This window comes from Pseudomonas sp. LBUM920, from assembly GCF_003852315.1.
Lineage (GTDB): Bacteria > Pseudomonadota > Gammaproteobacteria > Pseudomonadales > Pseudomonadaceae > Aquipseudomonas.
Genome location: NZ_CP027762.1, coordinates 912,758 through 929,864 on the forward strand (window position 1 = coordinate 912,758; position 17,107 = coordinate 929,864).

Below are 17,107 nucleotides of genomic sequence, written 5' to 3' on the forward strand. Positions count from 1 at the left end.
AGACACGAGGCACAGCATGCAAATCAAACTCGCCAACCCCCGTGGCTTTTGCGCCGGTGTGGACCGCGCGATCGAAATCGTCAATCGCGCTCTGGAAGTCTTCGGGCCGCCGATTTACGTGCGCCATGAAGTCGTCCATAACAAATTTGTGGTTGAAGACCTGCGCGCGCGCGGTGCCATCTTTGTCGAAGAACTCGATCAGGTGCCGGACGATGTCATCGTCATCTTCAGCGCCCACGGCGTTTCCCAGGCCGTGCGTACCGAGGCTGCCGGCCGCGGCCTTAAGGTATTCGACGCCACCTGCCCCCTGGTGACCAAGGTGCATATCGAGGTCGCGCGCTACAGCCGTGACGGACGTGAATGCATCCTGATCGGCCATGCCGGCCATCCGGAAGTCGAAGGCACCATGGGCCAGTACGACGCCAGCAATGGCGGCGCCATTTACCTGGTCGAAGACGAAAAGGACGTTGCCAACTTACAGGTGCAAAACCCTGAGCGGCTGGCCTTTGTCACGCAGACCACCTTGTCGATGGACGATACCAGCCGTGTAATCGATGCCTTGCGCACGCGATTCCCGGCCATCGGTGGCCCGCGCAAAGACGACATCTGCTATGCCACACAAAACCGTCAAGATGCGGTCAAGCAACTGGCCGATGAGTGCGACGTCGTGCTGGTGGTCGGCAGCCCCAACAGTTCCAACTCCAACCGCTTGCGCGAACTGGCCGAGCGCATGGCCACGCCGGCCTACCTGATCGACGGCGCTGAAGACATGCAGCGCAGCTGGTTCGACGGTGTCGAGCGTATCGGAATTACCGCGGGCGCGTCGGCTCCAGAAGTACTGGTGCGCGGTGTGATCCAGCAATTGCAGGCATGGGGTGCCACCGGTGCCGATGAATTGGCTGGTCGTGAAGAGAACATCACGTTCTCCATGCCCAAGGAGCTGCGGGTTCGCTCGCTGCTGTGAGTGCCAAGGTGCCGGAGTCTTTCCGGCATAACGCCTGCTCAGTGGTGTCACTGCGCAGGCTGATGCGCCCGCTGGGGGCAAGGACCACCTGAAACAGGCTTTGCGCCTGATCCGCGTCGCACACGTGCACCGTGCCTGCACGGAACCCTCCTGCTGAAAAAATCGGCTCGCCCAATCCGCTGAAGCGGACCTCGCTCTTCACGGGCCCATTGCCAACAATCGCTACGTGCCCGCTGTCCTGTCGTTCCAGCAGCACCGGATTGTTCTCGTCCAGGTGGCCACGTCCGCTTTTGTCCAGTATTACTCGCCATCCCTGGCTCCAGTTTTCATCCCGCGCGTGAATGATCACCGCACGATTGCGTGCAATGGCCTCGGTGCGCGCATAACGCATGCCGCTGGCCAAGGCCTGCGCAGCTGTTTGTCGTTGCTGCGACTCAAGCAAGCCTTTGAAACCGGGTACTGCGAGATTTGCCAGGATACCGCTCAGCAACAGGCTCAGCAGAAGCTCGACCAGGGTGAATCCGCGTTGCGTCATGTGTTGTCCCTCCATGGACGGGTTCACTGTTTCAGGTGACAGGCATAGGTATAGCCGCCCGTTCCTGGCGTGGAGTGGTGGCCTTTATGTCCAAAGTATTTCCCTTTGTTCCGGCGGCAGCGCCAGCCGAAAACCGACGCTAGTCTTGGGCCGCACAGCAGGTTTTTCCTGCTTTTCTCCGGCCTTCGACAGGGATGACGACGGTGATGCTTGTTTGTCCGCACATAAAATTTGCTTGCGTCTTACCTCGCCAACAATCCGGTATGACGCTGATCGAGGTGCTGGTGGCCGTGCTGATTCTTGCGGTCGGGTTGCTGGGCGCGGCGGTGATCCAGCTCAACGCCCTCAAATACACCGACAGCTCAAGGATGATCAGCCAGGCCAGTTTCATTGCCTACGACATGCTGGACCGGGTTCGAGCCAACTCGGGCGCCGACTATTCATGGAGCCGAACCGAAGGCGCACCCATCGGTACGGCCAGCGCCAGCGTGCGTGACCTGGACCTGCATGACTTCGAAGCGAATATCGTCGGGTTTGCCGGAGCGAGTGCAAAAGGCTCCGTCGTGGTCAGTGGCAGCGAGGTGACCGTCAGTATCAGTTGGGACGACGCCAGGGGCGCGAACCGCAGCGGCGCTCGGGAAACCTTTACCCTTGCCAGTCGCATTGCCGGCGAGTCTGGGGTCGCGCAATGAATCGCTTTGCACGAGGATTCAGCCTGGTGGAGTTGTTGCTGGCGCTGTCCGTCGGGTTGGTGCTGATACTCGGGGTCAGCCAAGTCGTCATCAGTGTTCGAACCACCCACGCCAGCCAGCAGGCAGCCATGTTGCTGCAGGATGATGCGCGGTTTGTGCTGGGCAAAATGACTCAGGATATTCGCCAGGCGGGTGTGTTTGGCTGCCTGGCGACGGCCGCTATCGATAATGCGCCGGCGGCCTTTGATCGACCGATCGGCTGGAGCACCTCGGGCAGCGCGAAGTCACTGACGTTAGTCACCGCGGATGCAAGTGGAGAGGGTGGCAGGCCAGACTGGACGGTACTTTCCGACTGCATGACCACGGCCCAGGCTTATGCGGGCAACTCGCCGACGCCCGCGCCAGGCCAGACCCGGTTTGCGATACGCCAGCTCACCTACACCTTTGAAGCGGGCCAACTGAAGGTCAGTACACCGGCTGCGCCGGCCAAGGCGGTTCTGGTGGATAACGTAGAGGCGTTCGACCTCAGTTTCGGTGTGGCAGCCAAGCCCGGCTCGGCTCGCGTTGTGCGCTATGACCCCACCCCGGCCGACGAATCGCTGATACGCAGCGTGCGTATCCGGATGACGCTGAGAGACCCGTCGGGGCGCGTTCAGGATCAGGCCTACAGCGTCGTGGCAGCGCTGCGCAACAGGTTGGAGTAGAGCGATCATGCGCAGTTGTCACGGCTTCCATCCACGGCAGACGGGCATGGTCCTCTTGATCAGTCTGGTGTTTTTGCTGGTGTTGTCACTGATTGGCTTGGCCTCGATGCAAGGGGCTGTGTCCCAGCAAAGGATTGCCGGCGGCGTCTGGCATCGCAATCAATCCTTTCAAAGTGCCGAAAGCGGCCTGAGGTTGGGGGAATCCATGGTCCGGCGTGCGGGTTCGGCGTTGCCGTTATGTCAGTCGATCAGCGCCTGCGCACCGCCACAGGCGTCTTTTTCTGTGGTTGGCGCCGGGGAGCGTTCTGTTTCAGCGGTCACTTGGGTTGCCTTGAAGGGTGGCCTGTATGGCATTCAAGCGTTGGGGCAGGGCACAGGGCTGGCGGGTTTACCTCCGTACACATCTGCCAGGTTATACCGGGTGACGGCGGTGGGCGTCAGTGGCCAATCGCGCACCGTTCTGGAGACGGTATATGCGCAGGTCAACGAAGAAGCAGGGTCGAGATTTCGTCGGATTTTATGGCGGCAACTTCAATAAGGAGCGTATCAATGGGCAAGGATTGCCAAGGTTTTACCCTGATCGAGTTGTTGATCGCTGTAGCGATCATCGCATCTCTGGCCGGGATCGCTTATCCGGCGTATACCGGCCATGTAAAAAAAGCTTATCGCGCAGAAATCGTTGCGTTGTTATCCGAGCAAGTCCATTACCTGGAACGCTTTTACACGCGCAACGGTACTTTTATTGATGCAAACGGCGTCAGTGCGGGCAATGATCGCTATAGAATCGGCGCTGCATTGAACCCTCAGGACTTCACCCTGGTGGCCACGCCTGCCGTTGGCTCAGTCATGGCAGGTGACCCTTGTGCTGAATTCAGCCTGACCAGCTCCGGCGTGCGCAGCAACCCGGGCGCGGCACCTGGAATGTCGCGCAAGGCATGCTGGGGGCAATGATGAGAGTGCTGGATGAGTGGGCGCCGGGTGCGCTTTTCCCTTTTTATCGGCTGGATCAAATGATGGCTAAGCAACAGCAAGTGGTGATTGTCGGTGGCGGAGTAATCGGGTTGTTGACGGCGTACAACCTGGCCACCCAAGGGCAGTCCGTCATACTGCTGGAGCGCTCCGGGCTTGGCCAGGAGTCCTCCTGGGCGGGCGGCGGGATCGTGTCGCCGTTGTACCCGTGGCGCTATAGCCCTGCGGTTACTGCACTGGCGCATTGGTCCCAGGATTATTATCCGCAATTGGCCGAACGTCTGTTCGCGGCCACGGGTGTTGATCCAGAGGTTCACACCACGGGCCTGTACTGGCTGGACCTGGAAGACGAGGCCCAGGCGTTGGCCTGGGCTGCCCGCGAGGGGCGGCCGCTGAGCAAAGTGGATGTGTCGGCTGCGCACGATGCGGTGCCGGTACTGGGCGGCGGGTATTCCCAGGCAATCTATATGGCGGACGTGGCCAATGTGCGCAACCCGCGCCTGGTCAAATCCCTCAAGGCGGCGCTGTTGGCGCTACCCGGTGTGACCCTTCATGAGCAGTGCGAAGTACAGGGTTTTGTACTTGAAGGCGAAGACGTAGTAGGCGTGAATACCGCGGCGGGACCGATCCTTGGCGACCAGATAGTGTTGGCTGCGGGTGCCTGGAGCGGCGAGTTGCTCGGCAAATTGGGCTTGGCGCTGCCGGTAGAACCGGTCAAAGGCCAAATGATTTTGTACAAATGCGCCTCGGATTTCCTCTCGAGCATGGTTCTAGCCAAAGGGCGTTATGCGATCCCACGGCGTGATGGGCACATTCTGATCGGGAGCACGCTTGAACACGAAGGATTCGACAAGACCCCGACCGACTCGGCGCTGGAAAGCCTCAAGGCTTCGGCGGTGGAGTTGATTCCAGCCTTGGCGCGCGCCGAGGTCGTGGGGCATTGGGCCGGTTTGCGGCCCGGCTCACCGGAAGGTATCCCTTATATCGGTGAAGTCCCTGGCTTCAAAGGGTTGTGGCTCAATTGCGGGCATTACCGCAATGGCTTGGTGCTTGCCCCGGCATCCTGCCAGTTGTTTGCCGACTTGTTGCTGGGGCGTACGCCGATCATTGACCCGGCCCCTTATGCGCCCGCAGGTCGAATCAACGCTGGATAGACTTCGGCCCTTGTTCCAGGTGTGGCTGACTGCAATACCACTCCTGGCGTGAACTAAGCGCGCGATCCTGCGGCAAGTGCACGCCGCAGTGGGCGCAGCGCACCATCAGGGCTGCGTCCGGCTCGCTGGCGCGTTGCTGCCTGGCGGCCGGGCTTTTGAATTTGCGCCAGAACCATACCGCGGCAGCAATGACGGCAATCCAGAACAGTAGACGAAGCATGATGGGCAGTTTCTCGACAAGGAATGCGCCAGTTTAGCCAAGGTCGTGGCAGGCGCACAGCGCAATAACGCCGGGTAATAAAAAAGGAGCCTCGAAAGGCTCCTTCTTGATGACGCTGAGTGTAATCAGTCGAATACGCCGAACGTCATGTAGCTGAACCACGAACGATCTTCGTTGTTGCCAAGGGCCTGCGGCTCTTGCTCTTCGATCACATCGCCATTCTCGTCATGCGGCTTGAGCTCCGAAGGAATCGCTTCCTTGGCGTCCTGGAACTGCTTGATCACGTCCTGGTTGGCGCGGGTTTCGCCCGGCGGCAAGGGTGGACGGGAGCTGATCAGGCCCAGGGTGTACTTGCTCAACCACGAGCGGTTGTCCGTTTCGGCAACCCGCGGCACAAACTGGCCGTCTTTCAAGCTTGGCGAGTCTGGGTAGTTGAGCTTCAGGGTTTCCAGGCTGGTGGCTGCCAATGCATCCAGGTGCAATGCCTGGTAAGCCTCGGTCATCACCGCCAGGCCATCACCCACGGAAGGGGTTTCCTGGAAGTTTTCTACTACATAGCGACCGCGGTTGGCGGCAGCCACGTATGCCTGACGGGTCAGGTAGTAGTCAGCCACGTGAATCTCGTAGGACGCCAGCAGGTTGCGCAGGTAGATCATGCGCTGCTTGGCATCCGGCGCGTAGCGGCTGTTTGGGTAGCGGCTGGTCAGCTGGGCAAACTCGTTGTACGAGTCGCGGGCAGCGCCGGGGTCACGCTTGGTCATGTCCAGCGGCAGGAAGCGCGCCAGCAGGCCCACGTCCTGGTCGAACGAGGTCAGGCCCTTCATGTAGTAGGCGTAGTCCACGTTCGGGTGCTGCGGGTGCAGGCGGATAAAACGCTCGGCGGCGGACTTGGCAGCTTCCGGCTCGGCGTTTTTGTAGTTGGCGTAGATCAGCTCGAGCTGTGCCTGGTCGGCGTAGCGCCCGAACGGATAGCGCGACTCCAGGGCCTTCAGCTTGGCTGTGGCGCTGGTGTAGCTATTATTGTCCAAGTCTTTTTGAGCTAATTGATACAGCTCGACTTCGCTCAGGTTTTCGTCGACGACTTCCTTTGTTGACGAGCAAGCAGCAGTCATGGCGAGGATGGCGATCAGCAGCAGGTGTTTCACTTGCATGGCGGCTTGCGTCCCTATGACGGCCGCTGTCTTGGGCGGGGCCGTCCTGTTATGATGAGCGCCCCGTTGAAAGCCTCGGGGCAAAAGACGCCGTATTTAACCACAAGCGCGCAGCCGAAACCAAAGGCTGTGCCACGCCTAGTCTGAGCATGTCCGATAAAATTGAACTTCGCGCAGAGGTGCCGTCCGAATTGGGCGGCCAACGCCTCGATCAAGTCGCCGCACAATTATTCGCTGAGCACTCGCGCTCGCGCCTTTCCGCCTGGATCAAAGACGGCCGCCTGACTGTGGATGGAGCGGTTATCCGCCCGCGAGACATAGTCCATGGCGGTGCGATTCTTGAGCTGACTGCCGAGCAGGAAGCCCAGGGAGAATGGGTCGCCCAAGACATCGAGCTGGACATCGTCTATGAAGACGACGACATCCTGGTCATCAATAAACCCGCAGGCCTGGTGGTTCACCCGGCCGCCGGGCACGCTGATGGCACCTTGCTCAATGCCTTGCTGCACCACGTGCCGGACATCATCAATGTCCCGCGCTGCGGCATCGTGCACCGCCTGGACAAGGACACCACCGGCCTTATGGTGGTGGCCAAGACTATCCAGGCCCAGACGCAGCTGGTCACACAGTTGCAGAGCCGTAGCGTCAGCCGCATCTACGAGTGCATCGTGATTGGCGTGGTGGTGGCGGGTGGCAAGATCAACGCCCCTATCGGTCGCCACGGCCAGCAGCGCCAGCGTATGGCGGTGATGGAAGGCGGCAAGCAGGCCGTCAGCCACTACCGTGTGCTGGAGCGTTTCCGGTCCCACACTCACGTGCGGGTCAAGCTGGAAACCGGTCGTACGCACCAGATTCGCGTACACATGGCGCACATTAACTTCCCGTTGGTCGGAGATCCGGCCTACGGCGGTCGCTTCCGTATTCCGCCGGCGGCGAGTCAGACCATGGTTGAATCGCTGAAATCCTTCCCGCGTCAGGCGCTGCATGCACGTTTCCTGGAGCTTGATCATCCGACGAGCGGTAAGCGGATGAGCTGGGAATCGCCTCTTCCAGACGATCTGGTCTGGTTGTTGTCGCTGCTCAAGCAGGATCGCGAGGCGTTTATCGGATGAATGACTGGCTGATTCCTGACTGGCCAGCGCCGGCTCAGGTTAAAGCCTGCGTCACCACCCGTGCGGGCGGCGTCAGTCTGGCGCCGTTCGACAGCCTCAACCTGGGCGATCATGTCGAGGACAGCCTTGAAGCCGTCCTTGAGAATCGCCGTCGTCTGACCGACGCCTTTGATATTCAGCCTGCGTGGCTGCGCCAAGTCCACGGCGTGACCGTGGTCGAGGCTGACCCCTCGCGCATCGCCGAAGCCGATGGCAGTTGGACCAGCACGCCTGGTATCGCCTGCACATCCATGACTGCCGATTGTTTGCCCGCGTTGTTCTGCAACCGCGCCGGTACTCGCGTGGCGGCCGCCCATGCCGGTTGGCGTGGGCTGGCAGCGGGTGTGCTTGAAGCCGCTTTCGAAAGCCTGGGCTGCGAGCCAGCCGATGTGTTGGTCTGGCTGGGCCCTGCCATTGGCCCACAAGCCTTTGAAGTCGGCCCGGAAGTGCGCGAAACCTTCATGCAGCAACTGCCGATCACCGCTGAAGCCTTCGTGCCAAGCCTCAACCCCGGCAAGTACATGGCTGACATTTACCAGTTGGCGCGTTTGCGGCTCGCCGCGCGTGGAGTCACCGCTGTTTATGGTGGCGGTTATTGCACCGTGACTGACCCGCGCTTCTTTTCTTACCGTCGCAGCCCCCGCACGGGTCGATTTGCCTCCCTTATCTGGCTTGAGCGCTAGACTCTCTTGACTTGGGTAAATGCTGATCCACATCAACGATAACCCGCTTGAATCTTGCAGAATCCACCCCATCTATAGGGGTATCTGGCAGGTTTCTTCATTCAGGATGCGTTACTCGCGAGCAAGCTCGCTCGCACATAGCTCCGGCCTGCTCAAAAGGAAGGTGACTAATGCGTATTGATCGTTTAACCAGCAAATTGCAGTTAGCTCTATCAGACTCCCAATCCCTGGCGGTCGGCCTCGACCATCCGGCGATTGAGCCTGCGCACTTGATGCAGGCGCTTCTGGAACAGCAAGGTGGTTCTATCAAGCCCTTGCTGATGCAGGTGGGCTTTGACGTCAACAGCCTGCGCAAAGAGTTGAGCAAAGAGCTCGACCAACTGCCAAAAATCCAAAACCCTACCGGCGACGTGAACATGTCGCAGGATCTGGCGCGCCTGCTTAACCAGGCAGATCGCCTGGCTCAGCAAAAAGGTGATCAGTTCATCTCCAGCGAACTGGTACTGCTCGCGGCGATGGACGACAACAGCAAGCTTGGCAAATTGTTGCTGGGCCAGGGCGTGAGCAAAAAGGCCTTGGAAAACGCCATCAACAACCTGCGTGGCGGCGAGGCGGTGAATGACCCCAATCATGAGGAGTCGCGCCAGGCCCTGGACAAATACACTGTCGACCTGACCAAGCGCGCCGAAGAAGGCAAGCTTGACCCGGTGATCGGCCGTGATGACGAAATTCGTCGCACCATCCAGGTGCTGCAGCGCCGCACCAAGAACAACCCGGTGCTGATTGGTGAGCCTGGCGTGGGTAAAACCGCGATTGCCGAAGGCCTGGCCCAGCGCATCATTAATGGTGAAGTGCCGGACGGTCTTAAAGGCAAACGTCTGCTGTCCCTGGACATGGGCTCGCTGATCGCCGGCGCCAAGTTCCGTGGCGAGTTCGAAGAGCGCCTGAAATCCCTGCTTAATGAACTGTCGAAGCAGGAAGGGCAGATCATTCTGTTCATCGACGAGTTGCACACCATGGTCGGCGCCGGTAAGGGCGAGGGCTCGATGGATGCCGGCAACATGCTCAAGCCAGCCTTGGCGCGCGGCGAGTTGCATTGCGTGGGCGCCACCACGCTGAACGAGTACCGCCAGTACATCGAGAAAGACGCGGCCCTTGAACGTCGTTTCCAGAAAGTGCTGGTGGAAGAACCCAGCGAAGAGGACACCATCGCGATCCTGCGTGGCCTGAAAGAACGCTATGAGGTCCACCACAAGGTGGCGATCACTGACGGGGCGATTATTGCGGCGGCCAAATTGAGCCACCGCTACATCACTGACCGCCAGTTGCCGGACAAGGCCATCGACCTGATCGACGAAGCGGCCAGCCGTATTCGCATGGAGATCGACTCCAAGCCTGAAGTGCTCGACCGTCTGGATCGGCGCCTGATTCAACTGAAGGTTGAATCCCAGGCCTTGAAGAAAGAAGAAGACGAGGCCGCGAAGAAACGCCTGGAAAAACTCCAGGAAGAAATCGTGCGTCTGGAGCGTGAATATTCAGACCTCGAGGAAATCTGGACCTCGGAAAAAGCCGAGGTGCAGGGTTCTGCGCAGATTCAGCAAAAGATCGAGCAGTCCCGGCAGGAACTGGAAGCCGCGCGCCGTAAAGGTGACCTGAATCGCATGGCCGAGTTGCAGTACGGGGTGATCCCGGACCTGGAGCGCAGCCTGCAAATGGTCGATCAGCACGGTAAGCCCGAGAACCAATTGTTGCGCAGCAAGGTGACCGAGGAAGAAATCGCCGAAGTCGTTTCGAAGTGGACCGGTATCCCGGTGTCGAAAATGCTTGAAGGCGAGCGCGACAAGCTGCTGAAGATGGAAAGCCTGTTGCACCAGCGCGTCATCGGCCAGGAAGAGGCCGTGGTGGCTGTGTCCAACGCGGTACGGCGTTCCCGGGCCGGCTTGTCCGACCCGAACCGTCCGAGTGGCTCGTTCATGTTCCTCGGCCCGACCGGCGTGGGTAAGACCGAGCTGTGCAAGGCCTTGGCCGAGTTCCTCTTTGATACCGAAGAGGCCATGGTGCGGATCGATATGTCCGAATTCATGGAGAAGCACTCGGTGGCTCGCTTGATCGGCGCCCCACCTGGCTATGTGGGCTACGAAGAGGGCGGTTACCTGACCGAAGCCGTGCGTCGCAAGCCTTACTCGGTGATCCTACTGGACGAGGTCGAGAAGGCCCACCCGGATGTGTTCAACATCTTGCTGCAGGTGCTGGAAGACGGCCGTCTGACGGACAGCCACGGGCGTACCGTGGACTTCCGTAATACGGTGATCGTGATGACCTCCAACCTGGGCTCGGCGCAGATTCAGGAGTTGGTGGGTGATCGCGAAGGCCAGCGCGCCGCGGTGATGGATGCGCTGACCTCCCATTTCCGTCCGGAATTTATCAACCGGGTCGATGAAGTGGTGATCTTCGAGCCTCTGGCGCGGGATCAGATTGCGGGCATCACCGAGATCCAGTTGGGGCGCCTGCGTGGCCGCCTGGCCGAGCGCGAGCTCGACCTGGAGCTGAGCAGCGAGGCGTTGGACAAGCTGATCGCGGTGGGTTATGACCCGGTGTATGGCGCACGGCCACTGAAACGTGCGATCCAGCGCTGGATCGAGAACCCATTGGCGCAGTTGATCCTGTCGGGCAGCTTCATGCCGGGCACCAGTGTCACGGCGACTGTGGAAAACGACGAAATCGTCTTCCACTGAGCCCAGCCTGTATGGCTATAAGAGGAGGCCCCGCATTGCGGGGCCTTTTTTTTCGATAGGGCGTTGAACTGTAAGGCAAAGGCTTGTAAAGTGCGCCCCGCAGCAACGTCAGCCCACGGGTTTCTTCTCCCCAAGAAGAAATCAGAAAGAAGCGCAAATCATTGTCTTAAAAGCAATTTAAAGGGTTGACAGGGGTTTTTAAGATTGTAGAATAGCGCGCCTCAGAGACATGAACGTAGCGATACGGACAAGCCGAAGAGAACGTTTCAACGCAGTAAAGTTACACATTTGAAATATGCAGTTCCGTGATAGCTCAGTCGGTAGAGCAAATGACTGTTAATCATTGGGTCCCAGGTTCGAGTCCTGGTCACGGAGCCAATTTCAAAACCGGGGTATAGCGCAGTCCGGTAGCGCGCCTGCTTTGGGAGCAGGATGTCAGGAGTTCGAATCCCCTTACCCCGACCATTTTTGGGTCGTTAGCTCAGTTGGTAGAGCAGTTGGCTTTTAACCAATTGGTCGTAGGTTCGAATCCCACACGACCCACCATTTTTGAGACCAGTTAACGCTGGGATCAGATCTTAAGATCAGAGGTCAAAAGCCCTGGTCGCAGAAGGCGACTGAAAGGTCGCCTTTTTTTTACCGGGGTATAGCGCAGTCCGGTAGCGCGCCTGCTTTGGGAGCAGGATGTCAGGAGTTCGAATCCCCTTACCCCGACCATATTAAAAATCCTCGTATCGAAAGATACGGGGATTTTTTTTGCCTGTTGTTTGGCCTCACTTGTGCGAATTCCAAACAGATATTGTGCTGATGGGTGCGTTGGTGCACTGACCGCGGCCTCCTAGACTGGGCCTCGTCAATTCACTCGCCTCAAGGAATCTGCATGATGATCCTCACTCCAACCGCTCTCCCTGTCCGTTCGCTATCTGCCGTACTCAAGTCCACGCTCGTTGGCCTCGGTATGATGGTGGGCCTCGGCCCTTACGCTGTCGCCGCTGAAACAACCACGCACCCGCAGCCGACCATTCGCGCGATGTTGGGGGCAAAGCCGACCGACCGTCTTGACCCGAAAACCACCGCTTTGCTGATCATCGACTTCCAGAATGAATACTTCACCGGCCGCATGCCGATCCCTGACGGCATGAAAGCCCTGGAAAACACCCAGCGTCTGATCAAGTTTGCCGACAAGGAAAGCATCCCGGTCATTCACGTGCAGCACATTGCCCCGGACGACGCGCCGGTCTTCGCCAAGAATGGCAAGACCGTCGATTTTCACCCGCTGATGAAGCCTCGTGCACAAGACAAGCTCGTGCAGAAGACCACGGTCAGCGTGTTTGCCAGCACCGACCTGGATGCGCAATTGAAGAAAGCCGGCGTCAAAACCCTGATTATCAGTGGCCTGATGACTCACGCCTGTGTCGCCGGCGCCGCCCGTGACGCCGCGCCGTTGGGCTATGACGTTGTGGTAGCATCCGATGCCAGTGCCACACGGGCTATTACCCGCGCCGATGGCCGTTCGGTAACCAAGGATGAGTTGCACAACTCGGCACTGGCTGAAATCGAAGACACCTTCGGTTCGGTGCTGACCACCTCGCAAATTATCGCTTTGCCGGTTAACTGATTCCCCTGACCACCTTGGGATCGCCTGCTTCATGAACCAGTTATCTGCCATGCGCGCCTTTCGGTGCATCGTCGAAGCCAAGGGTTTTTCTGCAGCCGCAGAACGCCTGGAGACCACGCATTCGACGATTTCCCGGCAATTGCAGCAATTGGAGATTGAGCTGGGCGCCCAACTGATCAACCGCAACACGCGACGCTTCAGTCTGACGGGGGCCGGGGAGCAGTACTACGCCGCGTGCGTGGATATCCTTGATCGTCTTGACGCTGCATCCCAGGCCATCGCCCACGGGCACCAACGCCCCGAAGGCCTGCTGAGGGTCAGTGTGCCGCTGGTGGTGGGCACACTGGATCTACCGCATTGGCTACCGGGTTTTCAACGACGATATCCGGATATTGAGCTGCAGCTGTGCTGTGATGATCAGTTCGTCGACCTGGTGGCCGACGGGTTTGATGTCGCGATACGCATTGCCAGCGCCCTGGCGGACACGTCATTGATTGCCCGCACGTTGACCCTGTCCAGCCAGGTTCTGGTCGCGTCGCCGAGCTACATCGGCCGCCATGGGTTGCCGCGTTCGGCGCAGGAGCTCGACAACCATCACTTGCTGACTTTCATTGGGGCTTCGTCGGATTGGCAACTGAGCGCGGCGCGTGGCGCGGTGGTTACGGTCACCCCATCGGGGCGGTTCAGCACCAACACCATCAGTGCGTTGCACGCGGCCACGTTGGCGGGGGCGGGTATTGCGTGTTTCACCCAGGCCACTGTGCACAGCGACTTGGCGCACGGTCAGCTTGTGCGAATCCTGCCCAATTATTCATTGGGCGAGCGGCACTATTACGCCCTTTATCCACAGTCCCGGCACTTGGCGCCGAAGGTGCGGGCGTTTGTCGACTACATGGCTGAGTTCTACCAGCAGATTTAGCCCAATAAAAAATCCCCCTATCGTGAGACAGGGGGATTTTTTCCTGCCGTTCAGTCAATCAGTGCAGCTTGAGCCTTGGCTCGGTTCCGCGCCCGATCTTGCTGCCGAGCATCAGCATGGCCGTGCGGAAGAAACCGTACAACGCCATCTGGTGCATGCGGTACAGCGATACATAGAACATCCGCGCCAGCCAGCCTTCCAGCATCACGCTGCCGGTCAGGTTGCCCATCAAGTTACCCACCGCCGAGAAACGTGACAGCGAGATCAGCGAGCCGTAGTCGGTGTACTTGTAGGACGGCAGGTCCTTGCCTTCAATCCGCAGTTTCAGTGACTTGGCCAGCAACGAAGCCTGCTGGTGAGCTGCTTGTGCGCGGGGCGGTACATTGCGGTCGGTGCCTGGTTGCGGGCAGGCGGCGCAGTCGCCAAAGGCGAAGATATTTTCGTCGCGGGTGGTCTGCAGCGTCGGCAACACCTGCAATTGGTTGATGCGGTTGGTTTCCAGACCGTCGATGTCCTTGAGGAAGCCCGGCGCGCGAATCCCGGCGGCCCACACCTTCAAGCTGGCCGGAATGACCTGGCCGCTGCTGGTGATCAGGGCGTCGGCCGTCACTTCACTGACCGCCGAATTGGTCAGCACGGTGACCCCGAGTTTCTCCAGGGTTTTATGCACCGGCCCGCCAATTCGTTCCGGCAACGCGGGCAATACCCGCGGGCCGGCTTCGATCAGGGTGATGTGCATGTTTTCCGGTTTGATCTTGTCCAGGCCGTACGCTGCCAGCTCGTGGGCGGCGTTATGCAGCTCGGCGGCCAGCTCAACGCCGGTGGCGCCGGCGCCGACGATGGCAACGCTGATCTGTTCAATGGTATCGGTCTGCCCGGCATGGGCGCGCAGGTAGTGGTTGAGCAACTGCTGGTGGAAACGCTCGGCCTGTTTGCGTGTGTCGAGGAACAGGCAGTGTTGCGCTGCGCCCTCGGTGCCGAAATCATTGGTGGTACTGCCGACTGCGATCACCAGGCTGTCATAGCCCAGCACGCGCGCCGGCACCAGTTCGCGGCCTTCTTCGTCAAGGGTGGCGGCCAGCTGAATCTTTTTCTGTTCGCGGTCAAGTCCGCTCATGCGCCCCAGCTGGAACTCGAAGTGGTTCCATTTGGCCTGGGCAACATAATTGAGTTCGTCTTCAGAAGAGTTCAGCGAGCCGGCAGCTACTTCGTGCAGCAGTGGCTTCCAGATGTGGGTCAGGTTGGCGTCCACCAGCGTAACGCTGGCGGTACCGCGCTTGCCCAGAGTCTTACCCAGGCGGGTAGCCAACTCCAGGCCGCCGGCGCCGCCGCCGACGATAATAATACGATGGGTCATGGGGATATCTCGCAAGGCTAAAAGAAATCGGAGCAGTTACCCCCGCGAGCGCCAGGCAGCTCATAGCGTCAGGTAACTCAAAAGGCGGCTCAGCAGACCGAGCCCGATCACCGCCACCAGCACCACACCAAGGAGCAGCCACGGCCGGAAAGGCTTGCGCTCGACTCGGTTCTGGGAGAGTTGCAGGTACTCTTCGACATGCTGTTGGTCATCGGGGTTCAGGCGGCTGGTCATAAAGGCCTCGTCAGGTAGACGTTGCAAAAGGGCGCCACGTTACAGTCAGCAGATTGGCGGTGTCGCCACAAGCGTAGCCTGTGCCCGCGTCACAGGCTGATGCCCACGTCGAATACTATGCTGCGGCCCAAGTTGTTGCGCAAGAAATCCGGGGCATCAGGATGAGCGAACAGCACCCGGGCAAAGGTCGGCCCGACCAGCGACAGCGAGCGCCAGCCCTGGCGCAAGTATTCGGTAGGGGGCGGAAAATGGCTGTTGAGGTCCAGCACTTCGCGCTTGAGACTGGTGAAGGCGATGAGGTCCAGCTCGCCCAGGTCAATGCCGCGTTCTTTATAGTTGTGCGCTTTTTTGCGCAGCGTCGGCGCCAGGCGCAACAGGAATTCATGGGCGGGGATGCGCCGCGGCTTGGCTTCGCGCCGGACCAACTGGCTCAGGGAAAACGCGCTGCGTCGGCGCAGCAACTCATCGCGCCATTCGTCGTTCAGGCGCCGGCCTTCATCCAATACAAAAAACACCTCGAAACAGGCGTCGCGAAACAACACATCCGGCGGTTCTTGACCGGCGGCATGAAACTCCTCGGCCCGGTAGGGCACATTCAAGCCTTGCAGCAGGCGCTGGCAGACCCAACGCTCACGCTCCCATTTGCGGGCATTGGACAGGAACGCATTGGCTTGTTCGGCCGCTACGGTGAGCAGGCGCAAGTAATCTGAGTCATCCATATTTGCAGCTTAGCGTCCAAATGATGACCGCAGGAAGTCTTGCTTTAAACGGCCGGTGTAGACTGGCTACTCGACCCTCATTCGAATCAAGGAGTCTGCGGTGAAGTTTTTCGTGGTGCTGTTGCTGAGTCTTTTACCGTTGTGGGCCCAAGCCGTTGAGGTGGGTGAGCGCGTGGCGCCATGGACCCTGCTCGACCAGTTCGACCAGGCCTACACCCTGGATGACCAGGCGCAGATTTTGCTGGTAGCCCGCAGCATGGACGCCGCCAAGCAGGTAGATGCCGCGCTGCAAGGCCAGCCCAAGGGCTACCTCGAGGCGCGCCACGCGGTGTTCATCGCCGATATCCAGCGCATGCCCCGGCTCATCGCCAAGCTGTTCGCCGTGCCGGCGATGCAGGCCTACAACTACCGGGTCATGCTGGACCGTGATGCGCGTATTGCCCCGCGTTACCCAGGGGCTGTGGATAAAGTGCTGTGGCTGCAACTCGATAGCGGCAAGTTGATTGCGCAGCACGAATACAGCTCCGCCGACGAGCTGCGCCAGGCACTGGAGCAGGTGAAGCCGTGATCAGTGCCGCCGTGCTGGCGCCGGAAACCCTCAGCATCGGCTGGCTGTTGTATGCGCCCGTGGTGATGTGGGCAATCCTGCGCTCGCCATGGGTCGAGCTGTTCGCCGACCGGCGGCGTCAGCATCTGCTGTTTGGTACGGTGTTCGCGCTGTTCATGTTGTGGCTGGTGCGGCGGGATTTCGATACGGGCGTTTCCTACCACTTTATCGGCATGACCGCCGTGACCCTGCTGCTCGACTGGCCTCTGGCAATCGTCGGCGGGTTGGCGGCGCAGTTCGGGCTGGTGTTGCTGGGGCGTCAGGACTTGGCCGCCGTCGGGGTCAATGGCCTGCTGCTGATCGTGTTGCCGGTGCTGGTTACGGAAGGCTGTGCAGTGCTGGTAGAGCGCGCCCAACCCCGCAATCCCTTTGTGTATATCTTCTGCTCGGGCTTTTTCGCCGCCGCACTGTCGGCGCTGCTCTGTTTGCTGGCTGCGCTGGGGTTGCTGTGGTTTGACGGGCGTTTTGCGATGCCGGAGTGGCTGGAAGACTTTATCGGCTACCTGTGGCTGATTATCTTCCCCGAAGCCTTTATCAACGGCATGGTCATCAGCGCCCTGGTGGTGTTTTCCCCGGAGTGGCTTGAGACCTTCAACCGTACGCGCTATCTCTCTGCGCCATGGAAGGACGACGATTCGCGGCGTTGACCCAGATCAAATCCCGGGCGGCCACACAGGCCCATGCTCTGCGAAATT

At 59.7% G+C, this 17,107-nt stretch carries 19 protein-coding genes and 4 tRNA genes; 17 read left to right on the forward strand and 6 right to left on the reverse strand.

All coding sequences use genetic code 11. From position 1 onward, the window contains the following. Positions 1-16: 16 nt before the first annotated feature. On the forward strand, positions 17-964 hold the full coding sequence (ispH, locus tag C4J83_RS04025; RefSeq protein ID WP_083360219.1) for a 4-hydroxy-3-methylbut-2-enyl diphosphate reductase: 948 nt from the start codon (positions 17-19) through the stop codon (positions 962-964). Here the strand turns inward: ispH and C4J83_RS04030 are convergent. Continuing rightward, entirely contained in the window at positions 918-1,499 is a 582-nt protein-coding gene (locus C4J83_RS04030) for a GspH/FimT family pseudopilin (protein WP_124418833.1), read from the reverse strand. The two genes, ispH and C4J83_RS04030, sit on opposite strands and share 47 nt — an antisense overlap. Positions 1,500-1,705: 206 nt before the next feature. On the opposite strand from C4J83_RS04030, the gene pilV reads away from it, so the two are divergent. From pilV to thiO, 5 genes are all read left to right on the forward strand, one after another. Then, positions 1,706-2,191: a type IV pilus modification protein PilV gene (pilV, locus tag C4J83_RS04035; protein ID WP_124418834.1), complete on the forward strand. Its 486-nt coding sequence runs from the start codon at positions 1,706-1,708 to the stop codon at positions 2,189-2,191. Beyond that, complete coding sequence (locus C4J83_RS04040; protein WP_119736514.1) at positions 2,188-2,895, forward strand: PilW family protein; 708 nt, start codon at positions 2,188-2,190, stop codon at positions 2,893-2,895. Before pilV ends, C4J83_RS04040 begins: the two co-directional genes overlap by 4 nt. A gap of 46 nt (positions 2,896-2,941) precedes the next feature. Next, positions 2,942-3,433, forward strand: a complete 492-nt coding sequence (locus tag C4J83_RS04045) for a pilus assembly PilX family protein (RefSeq protein ID WP_124416402.1) — start codon at positions 2,942-2,944, stop codon at positions 3,431-3,433. Between the two features lie 11 nt (positions 3,434-3,444). Then, entirely contained in the window at positions 3,445-3,846 is a 402-nt protein-coding gene (locus tag C4J83_RS04050) for a type IV pilin protein (RefSeq protein ID WP_106578594.1), read from the forward strand. Positions 3,847-3,908: 62 nt separating this feature from the next. Next, positions 3,909-5,018, forward strand: coding sequence for a glycine oxidase ThiO (gene thiO, locus C4J83_RS04055; RefSeq protein WP_124416403.1), 1,110 nt, complete (start codon positions 3,909-3,911; stop codon positions 5,016-5,018). Here the strand turns inward: thiO and C4J83_RS04060 are convergent. Together C4J83_RS04060 and C4J83_RS04065 are read right to left on the reverse strand one after the other, a co-directional pair. Continuing rightward, positions 5,005-5,238, reverse strand: coding sequence for a PP0621 family protein (locus C4J83_RS04060; RefSeq protein ID WP_119736520.1), 234 nt, complete (start codon positions 5,236-5,238; stop codon positions 5,005-5,007). The two genes, thiO and C4J83_RS04060, sit on opposite strands and share 14 nt — an antisense overlap. Positions 5,239-5,363: 125 nt before the next feature. After that, entirely contained in the window at positions 5,364-6,389 is a 1,026-nt protein-coding gene (locus C4J83_RS04065; protein WP_106578596.1) for an outer membrane protein assembly factor BamD, read from the reverse strand. A gap of 149 nt (positions 6,390-6,538) precedes the next feature. On the opposite strand from C4J83_RS04065, the gene rluD reads away from it, so the two are divergent. From rluD to C4J83_RS04110, 9 genes are all read left to right on the forward strand, one after another. After that, positions 6,539-7,501, forward strand: coding sequence for a 23S rRNA pseudouridine(1911/1915/1917) synthase RluD (gene rluD / locus C4J83_RS04070; protein WP_005784662.1), 963 nt, complete (start codon positions 6,539-6,541; stop codon positions 7,499-7,501). Then, positions 7,498-8,223, forward strand: coding sequence for a peptidoglycan editing factor PgeF (gene pgeF, locus C4J83_RS04075; protein WP_124416404.1), 726 nt, complete (start codon positions 7,498-7,500; stop codon positions 8,221-8,223). Before rluD ends, pgeF begins: the two co-directional genes overlap by 4 nt. Positions 8,224-8,393: 170 nt before the next feature. Beyond that, positions 8,394-10,958 carry an ATP-dependent chaperone ClpB gene (gene clpB / locus C4J83_RS04080; protein WP_119736524.1) on the forward strand — a complete coding sequence of 855 codons (2,565 nt, stop codon included), beginning with the start codon at positions 8,394-8,396 and terminating at the stop codon, positions 10,956-10,958. A gap of 302 nt (positions 10,959-11,260) precedes the next feature. After that, positions 11,261-11,336 (forward strand) — tRNA-Asn (locus C4J83_RS04085). 10 nt (positions 11,337-11,346) lie between these two features. After that, a tRNA-Pro gene (locus tag C4J83_RS04090) sits at positions 11,347-11,423 on the forward strand. A 5-nt stretch (positions 11,424-11,428) separates the two neighbouring features. Then, positions 11,429-11,504: transfer RNA gene (locus tag C4J83_RS04095), tRNA-Lys, on the forward strand. Between the two features lie 94 nt (positions 11,505-11,598). Next, positions 11,599-11,675 (forward strand) — tRNA-Pro (locus tag C4J83_RS04100). 166 nt (positions 11,676-11,841) lie between these two features. Further along, positions 11,842-12,576 (forward strand): cysteine hydrolase family protein, encoded by a 735-nt coding sequence (locus C4J83_RS04105; RefSeq protein ID WP_119736652.1) that lies wholly within the window; start codon positions 11,842-11,844, stop codon positions 12,574-12,576. A gap of 31 nt (positions 12,577-12,607) precedes the next feature. Continuing rightward, the gene (locus tag C4J83_RS04110; protein WP_164487908.1) at positions 12,608-13,495 is read left to right on the forward strand and encodes a LysR family transcriptional regulator; all 888 of its coding nucleotides are present in this window, start codon (positions 12,608-12,610) and stop codon (positions 13,493-13,495) included. A 58-nt stretch (positions 13,496-13,553) separates the two neighbouring features. Here C4J83_RS04110 and C4J83_RS04115 read toward each other — a convergent pair whose 3' ends face one another. From C4J83_RS04115 to C4J83_RS04125, 3 genes are all read right to left on the reverse strand, one after another. Then, positions 13,554-14,852 (reverse strand): NAD(P)/FAD-dependent oxidoreductase, encoded by a 1,299-nt coding sequence (locus C4J83_RS04115; RefSeq protein WP_106578600.1) that lies wholly within the window; start codon positions 14,850-14,852, stop codon positions 13,554-13,556. Positions 14,853-14,912: 60 nt separating this feature from the next. Then, a complete protein-coding gene (locus C4J83_RS04120; protein ID WP_064450648.1) occupies positions 14,913-15,086 on the reverse strand; it encodes a DUF3094 family protein in 174 nt (57 codons plus the stop codon). A gap of 89 nt (positions 15,087-15,175) precedes the next feature. After that, entirely contained in the window at positions 15,176-15,805 is a 630-nt protein-coding gene (locus C4J83_RS04125; RefSeq protein WP_106578601.1) for a DUF1780 domain-containing protein, read from the reverse strand. Positions 15,806-15,905: 100 nt separating this feature from the next. Between C4J83_RS04125 and C4J83_RS04130 the strand changes: the two genes are divergently transcribed. Continuing rightward, on the forward strand, positions 15,906-16,373 hold the full coding sequence (locus C4J83_RS04130) for an FAD/FMN-containing dehydrogenase (protein ID WP_124416405.1): 468 nt from the start codon (positions 15,906-15,908) through the stop codon (positions 16,371-16,373). Further along, positions 16,370-17,059, forward strand: a complete 690-nt coding sequence (locus tag C4J83_RS04135) for an energy-coupling factor ABC transporter permease (protein ID WP_124416406.1) — start codon at positions 16,370-16,372, stop codon at positions 17,057-17,059. Before C4J83_RS04130 ends, C4J83_RS04135 begins: the two co-directional genes overlap by 4 nt. Positions 17,060-17,107: the final 48 nt, after the last annotated feature.

Excerpts from the sequence above, each read along its gene's own strand:
- C4J83_RS04110 (WP_164487908.1), top strand. The coding sequence starts at position 12,608 with ATGAACCAGTTATCTGCCATGCGCGCCTTTCGGTGCATCGTCGAAGCC.
- ispH (WP_083360219.1), top strand. The coding sequence starts at position 17 with ATGCAAATCAAACTCGCCAACCCCCGTGGCTTTTGCGCCGGTGTGGAC.
- C4J83_RS04115 (WP_106578600.1), bottom strand. The coding sequence starts at position 14,852 with ATGACCCATCGTATTATTATCGTCGGCGGCGGCGCCGGCGGCCTGGAG.
- clpB (WP_119736524.1), top strand. The coding sequence starts at position 8,394 with ATGCGTATTGATCGTTTAACCAGCAAATTGCAGTTAGCTCTATCAGAC.
- pilV (WP_124418834.1), top strand. The coding sequence starts at position 1,706 with ATGCTTGTTTGTCCGCACATAAAATTTGCTTGCGTCTTACCTCGCCAA.
- C4J83_RS04065 (WP_106578596.1), bottom strand. The coding sequence starts at position 6,389 with ATGCAAGTGAAACACCTGCTGCTGATCGCCATCCTCGCCATGACTGCT.
- rluD (WP_005784662.1), top strand. The coding sequence starts at position 6,539 with ATGTCCGATAAAATTGAACTTCGCGCAGAGGTGCCGTCCGAATTGGGC.
- C4J83_RS04045 (WP_124416402.1), top strand. The coding sequence starts at position 2,942 with ATGGTCCTCTTGATCAGTCTGGTGTTTTTGCTGGTGTTGTCACTGATT.
- C4J83_RS04040 (WP_119736514.1), top strand. The coding sequence starts at position 2,188 with ATGAATCGCTTTGCACGAGGATTCAGCCTGGTGGAGTTGTTGCTGGCG.
- C4J83_RS04050 (WP_106578594.1), top strand. The coding sequence starts at position 3,445 with ATGGGCAAGGATTGCCAAGGTTTTACCCTGATCGAGTTGTTGATCGCT.
- C4J83_RS04120 (WP_064450648.1), bottom strand. The coding sequence starts at position 15,086 with ATGACCAGCCGCCTGAACCCCGATGACCAACAGCATGTCGAAGAGTAC.
- C4J83_RS04060 (WP_119736520.1), bottom strand. The coding sequence starts at position 5,238 with ATGCTTCGTCTACTGTTCTGGATTGCCGTCATTGCTGCCGCGGTATGG.
- pgeF (WP_124416404.1), top strand. The coding sequence starts at position 7,498 with ATGAATGACTGGCTGATTCCTGACTGGCCAGCGCCGGCTCAGGTTAAA.
- C4J83_RS04105 (WP_119736652.1), top strand. The coding sequence starts at position 11,842 with ATGATCCTCACTCCAACCGCTCTCCCTGTCCGTTCGCTATCTGCCGTA.
- C4J83_RS04030 (WP_124418833.1), bottom strand. The coding sequence starts at position 1,499 with ATGACGCAACGCGGATTCACCCTGGTCGAGCTTCTGCTGAGCCTGTTG.
- C4J83_RS04125 (WP_106578601.1), bottom strand. The coding sequence starts at position 15,805 with ATGGATGACTCAGATTACTTGCGCCTGCTCACCGTAGCGGCCGAACAA.
- thiO (WP_124416403.1), top strand. The coding sequence starts at position 3,909 with ATGGCTAAGCAACAGCAAGTGGTGATTGTCGGTGGCGGAGTAATCGGG.